We start from the raw sequence: 8,822 nt of genomic DNA on the forward strand, positions 1-8,822 counted from the left end.
CTTTGAACAAGACACAACTAAGAAAATTTGCAGCAGTTGCTCGAAAGAAAATAGAAGATGCTGTAAGGCAAAAAGCTTACTCGTTTGGCATCACCAAAGACGAGATCAAACCGTTACAAGAATTGAGTGACGGACTCATTATCAATGGAACGGTTATGGGTGAGCGCGAACAAAAGCAATACAATCATTTGAAAAATCGTATCCAGCTGGAAGGTTATGAAACAGTCATGGACGAAGCGGCGTACACTTGGTTTAACCGCTTCGTTGCCATGCGCTATATGGAAGTCAATGATTTCTTGCCCATTCATATGCGTATTTTATCTTCAAAAAACCCAGACAAACGTGAACCCGATGCGTTAACAGAGATTTTATCACTCGTGGATGACCTTGATCTGAACCGCGAGCGTGTTTATCAGATGAAGGAAAACAGTCAGCTAAATGAGCTTTATCAATACTTATTAATTAAACAAAGTATCAAACTGGGGGATATCCTTCCTAATGTCTTTGATCCAATCACCGATGACTTGGCACTACTTCTTCCAGATAACTTGCTTAACGAGAACAGCATCATTCGAGATATCGTTACGATGGTCGATGAACAAGACTGGACTGAAGTTGAAATCGTTGGCTGGTTGTATCAGTTTTACATTGCGGATGAAAAAGATGAAGTCTTCGCTAATCTAAAGAAAAAGAAAAAAATAGGAAAAAAAGAAATTGGTCCTGCAACGCAGTTATTCACGCCACGTTGGATCGTCGAGTATATGGTAGACAATTCATTAGGCCGATTGTGGCTTGAATCACATCCAGATGAAACGATACAGTCATCTTTAAACTATTACCTTGAAGATGCCGAGCAGCCCGAATCAGTCAAAGCTCAACTAGAAACTCTTAAAGACCCAACAATGGATATTGAAGACGTCTCATTTTTAGATCCAAGTTGTGGATCTGGTCATATTCTAGTATATGCCTTTGATGTTTTTTACACTATCTATCTTTCAAGAGGATATAGAGAACGTGATATTCCTAGACTTATTTTAGAAAATAATCTTTACGGACTGGATATTGATAAGCGAGCAGCCCAGCTGGCTACATTTGCATTAATTATGAAGGCCAGAGAATACGACCGAAGACTATTTAGTCGCAACTCCTCGGTTAATATTCATAGTATCGAGGAAACCAATACGATAACTGACAGTCAAATAGATCTTTTCGCAAAAAACAACTCTGAAATCAAAAAAGAAATAGCAGCTCTTGTAGAGACATTTATTGATGCTAAGTTATACGGATCGATTTTGAAAATGCCTGAAATAAACATTGAACTTATTAGGGAACAACTTGACTATATTCGTAATGAAGCTGAAATAGATCTTCTGACAACGGAATTAATAGAATATGCTTTTCCTTTAATCGAAGACATGATTGAGCAGTATCTTGTTCTGAGCAAAAAGTACGATGTTGTAGTAACAAATCCTCCCTATATGGGATCAAAAGGTATGAACGCTGATCTTAAAAAATATTTAAAAAAAGAATATCCCGAAGAAAAAAGAGATTTGTACGCTGTTTTTATGGACGTAACAAGAATTTTCACTAAAAAAAATGGATTTATAGGAATGATTAATCAACAAACCTGGATGTTTATTTCCTCTTTTGACAAATTAAGAAATAAACTGGTGAAGGATCAAACTATTGTAAATATGCTGCATTTAGGGACTAGAACTTTTGAGGAAATTGGAGGAGAAGTTGTCCAAAATACTTCTTATGTTATTAGAAAGATTCCAATAAAAGATTATATCGGTACCTATGTTCGTATGGTTGATATAAAAAATGCACAGGAAAAAAGAAATAATTTCTTTAATAAAGAATTATATCATACTACAACTCAATTAAACTTCATCAAAATTCCTGGAAGCCCAATCGCTTATTGGATTTCAGAGAAGTTTTACGAACTTTTTGAAAAAGATAAATTATCAGACTATGTTGACATAAAACAAGGGGCAGCAACTTCGGATAATGAAAGATTTTTGAGGTTCTGGAATGAAATCAACTATTCAAAAATAGGTTTCAATCTTAGTAAGAATGAAGCAATTAAAAGTTCATATAAATGGTTTCCATATAACAAAGGTGGGGCATCAAGTAAATGGTATGGAAACAATGATTATCTAGTAAATTTCGAAGATAATGGAAAAGAAATGAAAGAGTTTCATCAAGTACTGAACAAAAATCATCCAGGAGGTAGATTAAAAAACCAACAGTACTACTTTAAGGAAGGTTTTACTTGGTCAACACTGTCTAATGAATTAGCAGTGAGATATTGTGAGAGAGGATTTATATTTGATACTAAAGGATCTATGGGGTTTGTTAACCAAAACATTAGTGTAAATTACTTTATGGCTTTTCTTAATAGCATTGTTTCTAGAGAAATCGCAAATATTTTAGCCCCAACGTTAGATCTTAATCCAATTGCTTTAAAAAATTTCCCAATAATTATAAGAAAAGAAAAGCTTGTAAAGAATATAACCAAAAAAGCGGTATTAGGTGCAAAGCAAGACTGGGACTCTTTCGAAACCTCCTGGGATTTTGAGGAACATCCTTTCTTAACTTACAAAGAAGATTCTTCATTAATTGAAGACAGCTTTAACAAATGGAGCGATGTTGCTGAAGAATGCTTCTATCAACTCAAAGAGAATGAAGAAGAACTTAACCGTATCTTTATTGATATCTATGGTCTTCAAGATGAACTGACTCCAGAAGTGGCAGAAAAAGATGTCACGGTGAATAAAGCAAAACTGGACCGGGACGTTAAGAGTTTCTTATCCTATTTAGTCGGCGTCATGTTTGGTCGGTATTCACTTGATAAAAAAGGTTTGGCTTATGCTGGTGGAGAGTGGGACGAGAGCCACTACACTTCTTATAAACCAGATGACACCAATATCATCCCATTGACTGAAGATCAATATTTCGAAGATGACATCATGAACAAAATAGAAGAACTGGTCAGTTTGATTTATGGGAAAGAGACACTTGAAGAGAACCTTCGTTTCATTGCAGAAGCACTAAAAATGAAGAGTAATGAAAGTGCCAGAGACCGTATAAGACGTTACTTCATGAAAGAATTTTATAAGGATCATTTGAAAACTTATCAGAAACGTCCAATATACTGGCAGTTCACGAGTGGGAAACGCGGCGCCTTTAAAGGACTTATGTATCTCCACCGCTATCACAAATATACCGTTGCTCAGCTGCGTACCGAGTATATTCTTCATCAGGCCACAGTGCTGGACAATCTTATCAGTCACGAACAACAAGTCATTGCGGATGAAACCAGTTCAGCCACACAAAAAGCTCGGGCACAAAAGACGATTGATGAATATACAAAAGACCGGGCAGAACTCGCCAAATATGACCAGGTCATCGAACATGTCGCCAGAAAGCAGGTCGAGCTTGACTTGGATGACGGTGTAAAAGAAAACTATCAACTATTCCAAAATATTGAAGTGACAGATGACACATCAAACAAACCAAAAAAGCAAAACGTCTTTGAAAAAATATAACAGGAGGTGTTCACTTGGCTGAAGAGTTACTTTCTCGTATTGAAACCTTTTATGCTTCACCATTGAAAGACGTGGAAAGACGAAAAATTCTGTATTTATTTGATCCTGAAGAAGCCTACGCTGACACAATCAAAACGTGGGCAGAAGAAGCTGATGCTGTAGAACTTTTAACAGTCACCACTCATAACTTTTTTCAGACAAACTATCTGATTGAAAAGGAGTTAAAAGACACGCATCTCTTTTTATATTTTGCTATGGAGAGACCTCCCATGGAAGACAATCCGCTCCTGGATGTTCTTCTATACAGTGAAGAGCTGAAGGTCGATGCCTTAAGCCAGTTGTATCTGACTTTGGGTATCGATCCAGACAATGAAGAGATCACAGCGATCATTAAAGAATACCCTGTCTTTTTCAGGGCTAAAAACCGGATCAGCCAGTATAAGCGCCTATATAATGAAAGTCCTTATCACTCAGCAGAAGTCGTCGACTATGCCGTCTTTGCTGCATTGACTAAGGCACCAGCTGCTACATGGATGGCTGTTTTGATCGAACTTTTTGAAGAAGCGGCTTCCAAAGAAAACAGTAAGTGGGACCAGCTCGTTAAATTTGGAGACGAAAAACGGTTCTGGACTATGATCGACCAGTTACTAGGCTACAATAAAGACACGAGCATGAATGGCAGCTTATCCGTTAACGAACTCATGCATCAAGTCTTTCTCACCTATTTAGGGACGGAACTTAGTCAGTCTATGCCAAAAGAACTTAAACCTTACATGCTTGAAAAAAGTAATCAGATCGTGATCTTCATCAATCAGTGGATGAATACAAAAAACAAAGAATCAGCCTTTTACTTTGTCTCCACAGTCGTTGAAAGTGCATGGGACTTTGATAATCTCTTACATGATCTTCCAAGTGAAACGTTGGCGGAGTGTGAGACATTTAAATGGTTCGACCATGAACTTATCGACCGGTTTGTGCAATCGATTCAGATGCATGTCAGTGACAGTGACCGCTTATTGCCACTCTTAGCTAAACGACGCAATACCATCTGGTTCGATCACTTTCAAAACAGTTATTCTTTCTTGAAATGGGCTATTCAATTGAACCATTATACAGAAACTTTTGAAGGAGACTGGCAGGTTATGGCAGAGCCCCGTAAACTTTGGCAATATTATAGTGATCAAGGCTATCACGTGGATACTGCTTACCGTAAAATGACGGAATACTATGATGACCTCGAATCAGACCAGAAAGAGACAGTTAGACCGGTAAAGGATCAGATGGAAAGACTTTACGTGAACCAGTATCTGAATGACTTTACAAAGAAGTGGGACCTGTACTTTGAAAATACCCAAACGTTTGATTCAACTAAACTGCAGACTAACTTCTTTGACAACGAAGTGAAGCCTTATCTAGCTCACGACCGGCGTATCGTTGTTATTATTTCGGATGGCTTACGCTATGAGGCTGGTAAAGAGTTGTACCAGGAGTTAACAAAAGAGAAGCGGTTCAACGGAGAAATCGATTGGCTGCAAACAGAACTGCCTTCTATTACATCGGTCGGTATGGCAAGTCTGCTCCCACATCACTCACTGGAATTTCAGACAGATGGTACTGTCTTAGTCGACGAGATGAAAACGATAGGACTCGCTAACCGTGAGGCTATATTGAAAAAGAATGGTCATCCTGAAGCCCTAGCATTAAAAGCGACAGACATTGATCAAATGACTAAGGACCAGTTAAGAGAGAAGATGGCTGGTAAGAAGCTTGTATACGTTTACCATAACAAAGTGGATGCTATTGGTGACCATTTGCCAACAGAAAACGATGTTTTTAAAGCAACGAGGGATTCAATTAATGACTTGATCCAATTAATGAATCGCTTAACAGGGGACGTCAGTATTGGCGCCTTCTTGGTTACCGCCGATCATGGCTATCTCTATACACGATCTGCTATTTCAAGCAGTGATAAAGTTTCGGTTAAAAATAATTTAGATGCCTGGGTAAAAAATAAACGCTTTATATTATCTGAAAAAGAAGAGGATCATTACAGCGGACTGAGTTTTACCTTGTCAGAACGTTTAGATAATACCGGCTACATCACCGTTCCGAGAGGCATGAATCGTTTTGCCTTAAAAGGAGGCGGCTATCAATATAGTCATGGGGGACATCTGCCACAAGAAATGATGGTCCCTTTACTCCGAATCAAGACTGACCGCAGCCGAAACGAAATACCAGAAGTGGATGTCTCATTGATCAGTCAGACACGAACGATCACAAACAATATTGTCTGGTTATCTTTCCTTCAAACAGAGCCGGTGTCAGAACAGAAGAAAGAGAAACGACTAAACCTTTATTTTGAAGATGACAAGGGGAGAAAAATCTCTAATGAATTAACACTCATTGCAGATAGAGAAAATAAAGCAAGTGATGAACGTGTCTATACGGAAAAGTTTGTTCTACTCAACGAATCTTACAGCTCCATTGATACGCATTACTTTGTTATGGAGAATGCGAATGATGAAGAGGATATTATTAAAGAACGGTTCAAACTAGATTTGATTGGATGACGTTTGACAAAGCGAGGGACGAAATGAAAAAATCGGAAGAGGAAAATTTTGAAGATTTTGTTTATGGCGATAGCTACTTCTTCATTGCAGGCTATACCAGTGGTGGTGCACCTTATGGCATAACTATGGAAGAAGCCAGAGAACAAGGACTGCTGGAAGAAAATAAATTGAGCAGTGATGAAGATGATGAAGATTTAGAGTTGCCTTTTTAAATTACAGATGATCTTCAAGGAGACAATACGTATCCTTTGAAGGTCATCTTTCACTTATACTGATCGCCAATGTAGCCACGTTTTATAATCAATGGTAAAATTATGGTATAAATTACTAGGAGGCCACAGTTATGGCTACAGTTAGTAAAAAGGTTTATAAACAAGCTCAAAAATGGGGAAACAGTATAGCAATACGCATTCCAAAAGAGATGGCAGATGATTTGCACATTAAAAATAAAACTAACGTATCGATAGAACTTGTGAATGGTAAATTGGTGGTTGAACCAGAAAAGAAGAAACTATCCTTAGACGAACTACTCAGTCAAGTGACGGATGAAAATAGACATGACATGACTGAATGGGGTGAAGAAGTAGGTAGAGAGAAATGGTAAACTTTCCTAATGATGGCGATATTATTTTGTTAAATCTTTCGCCAACTAAAGGGTACGAACAAAGCGGATTTTGACCGTGCATAGTTCTTTCAGACTCAAGATCTATTAAAGTCCTTAGTTTAAGTATCGTCGCACCGATTACCAACCAAAAGAAAGGCTATCCATTTGAAGTAAATCTGAGCGATGGAATGACAACTACTGGAGTTATTCTTACAGATCACCTACGCTCTGTCGACTTGAAAAGTAGAACATTTAAAATTGTAGAATCTGCTCCAGCATCACTACTTGATGAGTGCAGGGAATATGTATTTTCGTTTATGGGTAGAGAAGATGTTTAGTCGTTTTTAAAGATAACAACATATATTTATATTCGCTAAATGACCTTTTGAATAAGTGAAACACGCATACAATTTCAAATTGGCTGTTTTTTTGATCTCTCTTTTTAACCTCAAATATAAGATAAAACTAATGCCAAACAAGGTCAAATGTTGTATAATAAACTCAGGGAATCCCTCCTGGAGTACGTGTCTATCTCAGACAACCAAACTGTGCCATATGGAGGGGTTCCTTTTATGTTCTGAAAAATCTGATTTATTAAGTGCTGTAAACGATGAATATGAAATTGGCTCGATTTGATAGAAAGATTTTCTAAAAGACTGACTGGAGGAAATACATGAATTTACTTTCTCGATATATTGTAACTTTGACTCGTCTTTATGGTGTGGTCCATAAAGATGTGGTCGCAGAAATCTATAATGAACAACAGGACGAGCAGATCACTTCACAAGAAATCGAAGACTATTTCGATGCATCGGTTCAAGAAATAGAAAAGCACTTTGCTTATAAAGAAGGCAATTATTTCGTTCATGAAACAATTCTAGCATACGATGATTTGGATGAGACCTTGGCTAAGCAAGCAGGTAAACCGCGGTACATTCCTGATAAGAATGAATTAATGAAGCATATGGATGAGTTTTACTTCTATAAATCTGAAGCATACAAAAAGCTGTATAATCATGTATTAAAATATCATGTGGATGGTAATGAAGAACGGGCGGAAGAAGTCTGCGAAGACGCTGAGGGAATGATTGAAGTCAATGCTAGTTTTCTGACAGTCATGTCAACTTTAGATAATCTAGGTGTAGAATTTAATAGCAAACAGCAGAGAGATAAAGTCAAGCGATTAGTCAGGAAGCTTCAGGATAATGTAAGACTATGGACAAATAAAGGGCATACGAATCAAGAGTTAAAAGATTTGGGGTACAGTGCTGCTGGTAATGCATCTGCTGGCAATCAAGTACTGACTAAAAAAATAGGACGCAACGATCCTTGCCACTGTGGTAGCGGAAAGAAATACAAGAAATGTTGTCTTGATAAAGACAATAAAATGAAAATATAATTCTTTACTGAAAAGAGACGCAGTCGATCACATCATCGGTTGCGTCTCTTTTGTATAAAATATAAATTTGCAGTTATATATTTAACGCTTTGGAATGCAAAGTTTGATAGCAGGATCTTAATTTATGGCAGACAAAAATACTCATGAAAATAAATCAGCAAGGTACTCTGCCACCTTTTCTTCTTTTAGTGATTGTGCCTTTATGACCATTTCGCGGCTTATGTCCAAATTATTATTGAACCACTTTTTTTTAACAAGTTCTTCATAGTATTTATGTAAATAAGAGATATTTTGAGTGTTATTAATTAAATGTACTGGAATATAAAGTTCTACGGGTTCCATTCGTTTGTCCTTTCGAGTTTATGTTTACGAACTGTTTCCGACCGGTTCCGTTATACCAAAGGATGAGAGAGTACCAAAATGCTACTGTATTCTTATCGACTTCGACTGTTGTTCCGTTATACCAAAGGATGAGAGAGTACCAAAATGACTTGTACTTCACGAGGCTCATCATAGATGTTCCGTTATACCAAAGGATGAGAGAGTACCAAAATTCTCACCACCTTTATATGATTCCTTTATTGATGTTAGTATGAAATCCTGGACACGTTTTGATAGAATATAAACTATCGAAAAGGAGTGTCTATCGATGTCAAACCGAAGAACCTATGATGTCGACTATAAGAAAACGCTAGTCA

Annotated in this window: 7 protein-coding genes; 6 read left to right on the forward strand and 1 reads right to left on the reverse strand. The window is 37.4% G+C overall.

All coding sequences use genetic code 11. The features are described 5' to 3' along the window. Positions 1-2 precede the first annotated feature (2 nt). The 6 genes from pglX (at position 3) to BMX84_RS12685 (ending at position 8,124) form a co-directional block, all read left to right on the forward strand. On the forward strand, positions 3-3,551 hold the full coding sequence (gene pglX, locus BMX84_RS03735; RefSeq protein ID WP_091487344.1) for a BREX-1 system adenine-specific DNA-methyltransferase PglX: 3,549 nt from the start codon (positions 3-5) through the stop codon (positions 3,549-3,551). Between the two features lie 14 nt (positions 3,552-3,565). Further along, a complete protein-coding gene (gene pglZ / locus BMX84_RS03740) occupies positions 3,566-6,121 on the forward strand; it encodes a BREX-1 system phosphatase PglZ type A (protein ID WP_177165454.1) in 2,556 nt (851 codons plus the stop codon). Between the two features lie 23 nt (positions 6,122-6,144). Beyond that, positions 6,145-6,333: a hypothetical protein gene (locus tag BMX84_RS03745; RefSeq protein WP_143058662.1), complete on the forward strand. Its 189-nt coding sequence runs from the start codon at positions 6,145-6,147 to the stop codon at positions 6,331-6,333. Positions 6,334-6,464: 131 nt separating this feature from the next. Further along, the gene (locus BMX84_RS03750; protein ID WP_091487349.1) at positions 6,465-6,725 is read left to right on the forward strand and encodes an AbrB/MazE/SpoVT family DNA-binding domain-containing protein; all 261 of its coding nucleotides are present in this window, start codon (positions 6,465-6,467) and stop codon (positions 6,723-6,725) included. An 80-nt stretch (positions 6,726-6,805) separates the two neighbouring features. Continuing rightward, a complete protein-coding gene (locus BMX84_RS12845; RefSeq protein ID WP_091487350.1) occupies positions 6,806-7,063 on the forward strand; it encodes a type II toxin-antitoxin system PemK/MazF family toxin in 258 nt (85 codons plus the stop codon). A gap of 335 nt (positions 7,064-7,398) precedes the next feature. Further along, positions 7,399-8,124: a YecA family protein gene (locus tag BMX84_RS12685; protein WP_091487353.1), complete on the forward strand. Its 726-nt coding sequence runs from the start codon at positions 7,399-7,401 to the stop codon at positions 8,122-8,124. Between the two features lie 141 nt (positions 8,125-8,265). Here the strand turns inward: BMX84_RS12685 and BMX84_RS03765 are convergent, their stop codons facing one another. Continuing rightward, complete coding sequence (locus BMX84_RS03765; RefSeq protein ID WP_091487354.1) at positions 8,266-8,466, reverse strand: hypothetical protein; 201 nt, start codon at positions 8,464-8,466, stop codon at positions 8,266-8,268. Positions 8,467-8,822: the final 356 nt, after the last annotated feature.

Source organism: Alkalibacterium putridalgicola, from assembly GCF_900109825.1.
Classification (GTDB): Bacteria; Bacillota; Bacilli; order Lactobacillales; family Carnobacteriaceae_A; genus Alkalibacterium; species Alkalibacterium putridalgicola.

Coding starts and splice junctions, on each gene's coding strand:
- BMX84_RS03745 (WP_143058662.1), top strand. CDS start 6,145: ATGAAAAAATCGGAAGAGGAAAATTTTGAAGATTTTGTTTATGGCGAT.
- BMX84_RS03750 (WP_091487349.1), top strand. CDS start 6,465: ATGGCTACAGTTAGTAAAAAGGTTTATAAACAAGCTCAAAAATGGGGA.
- BMX84_RS03765 (WP_091487354.1), bottom strand. CDS start 8,466: ATGGAACCCGTAGAACTTTATATTCCAGTACATTTAATTAATAACACT.
- BMX84_RS12685 (WP_091487353.1), top strand. CDS start 7,399: ATGAATTTACTTTCTCGATATATTGTAACTTTGACTCGTCTTTATGGT.